This is a genomic window from Verrucosispora sp. SN26_14.1, from assembly GCF_004307965.1.
Classification (GTDB): domain Bacteria; phylum Actinomycetota; class Actinomycetes; order Mycobacteriales; family Micromonosporaceae; genus Micromonospora.
On the sequence record NZ_SISL01000647.1, the window covers coordinates 1 to 2,565 of the forward strand.

General features: G+C 75.7%; 1 protein-coding gene. It reads right to left on the bottom strand.

Annotation, left to right across the window (positions count from 1 at the left end):
• Positions 1-223 precede the first annotated feature (223 nt).
• Positions 224-2,565: amino acid adenylation domain-containing protein (locus tag EYA84_RS30375; RefSeq protein WP_131057653.1), on the bottom strand; the 2,342-nt coding region annotated here is incomplete at its 5' end.

A 2,565-nucleotide genomic window follows, 5' to 3' on the forward strand; every position in this document is an offset into this window, starting at 1 on the left:
CCGGGGCCGACACCCGCCGCCGCGTACGCCACGGGCAGCGCCGCCGTGCTGCGGCACGGCCCGGCCGAGCGGCTGATGCGGGAGGCGTTGTTCCTGCTGGTCTTCGGCACCCGTCCGGGCATCCGCGCCGATCTGATCGCGCGGCTGCACCGGGGCTGAACCACCGCACCACCCGCCGACCACGCGCCCGGGGTACGGATTCCGTACCCCGGGCGTCCGTCGGTCAGGACGCGGTCAGGACGTCGGTCACCACGGCGGCGGTCGGCGCCACCATGACCGGATCGGTCACCGCGAAGTGGTCGCCGGTCACCTGCCGGCGGGTCGTCACGGCACCCTCGGGAAGCCGTTCGCCCAACGGCACCAGATAGCCGCCGGCCGCGCCGCCCAGCGCGGTCCGGGCCTCCAGCAGGTGCACGGTGAGGCCCGGTGCCGCCGGCACCGGGTAGCGCACCAGCGCCCGGGTGTGCGCGGCGAAGACCCCGAACAGCCGCTCGGCCGAGTCCAGGCCCAGCGACGCCAGCTCCGGGCGGGCGGCGGCCACCTGCGGCCAGGCCGCCCGCAACGCCTCCACCCCGGAGGCGTCCGCGTCGACCGGGGCGTTCTCGTCCACCTCGCCCCGGGTCACGTCGGTCAGGAACGCGCGGACCAGTTCGGCGGCGCTCGGCTCGGCGACCGTGCCGGGCGGGCCGACCCAGGGGTCGATCAGCACCGCCGTGCAGGTACGCCCCGCCTCGGTCAACTGCCGACCCACCTCGTAGGCCAGCACCGCGCCGAGCGACCAGCCGACCAGGCGTACCGGGGTGTCCGCCGGCAGCGTGGCGCTCAGCGCGTCCCGGTAGGCGCGGGCCAGCTCGGTCAGGGTCGGCGGCACGGTGGCCGTACCGTCCAGCGCGGGCGAGGCGACCCCCAGCACCGGCCAGCCCTCCGGCAGCCGCGCGACCAGCTCGCGGTAACAGAGCAGGTCGCCGCCGACCGGGTGGATCAGCACGACCGGCGTGCCGTCACCGGGAGCCAGCGACTGCACCGGCGACGCCCCGGCGCCCGCGTCCCGCTCGTCGAGCAGACGGGCCAGCTCGGCGACGGTCCGGTGCTGGTAGAGGGCGGCCAACGGGAGCCGGCTGCCGAACTCCCGCTCGACCCGGTTCATCAGTTGCGCCGCCTGCAACGAGCTGCCGCCGAGGGCGAAGAACGGGTCGTCGACGCCGACCGAGGGCAGGTCGAGCAGGTCCGACCAGAGCGTGGCCAGTCGCCGCTGGGTGGCGGTGTGCGGGGCGCGGAACCGTCCGCCGCCCGGTGCCAGACCGGCCGCGTCCGCGACCAGGGCGGCCCGGTCCACCTTGCCGTTGCCGGTCAGCGGCAACGCCTCCCGTACCTCGATCACCGGCGGCACCAGGTACGCGGGCAGCGTCGCGCCGAGCGCCGCGCGGACCTCGTCGGCGAGGTCCGGCTTCGCCGCCTCGGCGGACACGAAGGCGACCAGCGACGCGCCCCGCTCGCCCCGGCGGGCGACCACCACGGCGTCGGTCACCCCCGGCTGCGCGACCAGCGCCGCCTCGATCTCACCCAGTTCCACCCGGAAGCCGTTGATCTTCACCTGCGGGTCGTCGCGGCCGAGGAACTCGATCACCCCGTCCGGGCGGTACCGGCCCAGGTCGCCGGTGCGGTAGAGCCGTTCGCCGGTGACCGGGTGGGTGACGAAGGCGGCGGCGGTCAGCTCCGGCGCGTGCAGGTACCCGTCGGCCAGCCCCCGCCCGGCGATGTACAGGTCACCGGGCACCCAGTCGGGCCGGTGGGCGAGTCGGGAGTCCAGGACGTGGAAGCGCTGGTTCCGCAGCGGCCAGCCGTACGGCACGCTGGTCCACTCCGGGGGCACCCGGGCGGGCACGTCGAACCAGTTCGACCAGATCGACGCCTCGGTGGCCCCGCCGAGCGCCATGCACCGGGCCCTCGGGGCGATCTCGGCCAGTTCGCGGCCGAGCGACAACGGCACCCAGTCCCCGCTGACCATCGCCACCCGCAGCGGCTCCGGGCGCGCGCGGTCCGCCGCCGCCCGGACGTAGTCGACGAACATCGCCAGGTAGGCCGGCACCGAGTTCCACACCGTCACGCCCGCCCGGACGGCCAGCTCGTGCAGGTGCACCACCTCGCGGGCCTGACCCGGATCGGGGACGACCACGGCGCCGCCGACGGCCAGCAGACCGAAGACGTCGTACAAGGAGAGGTCGAAGGTGAACTCCGAGACGGCCAGCACCCGGTCGGCGGCCCCGACACCGAAGCGCGTGTTGACGTCCACGATGGTGTTCGCCGCGCTCTGGTGCCGGATCATCACGCCCTTCGGCGTGCCGGTGGTGCCGGAGGTGAAGATGACGTACGCCAGGGCCTCCGGCTCGTCGGTGACCTCGGCGTCGGGCAGGTCACCGTCGGGCAGGTCGGACAGCCGCCAGCGGACCGCGTCGGCGGGGGCCCCGTCGAGGTCGTCGTCGGTGTCGCCGAGCACCGCGCGTACGCCCGCTCCGGCGAGGATCTGCGCGCGGCGCGGCAGCGGCCAGGCGGGCGCGACCGGCA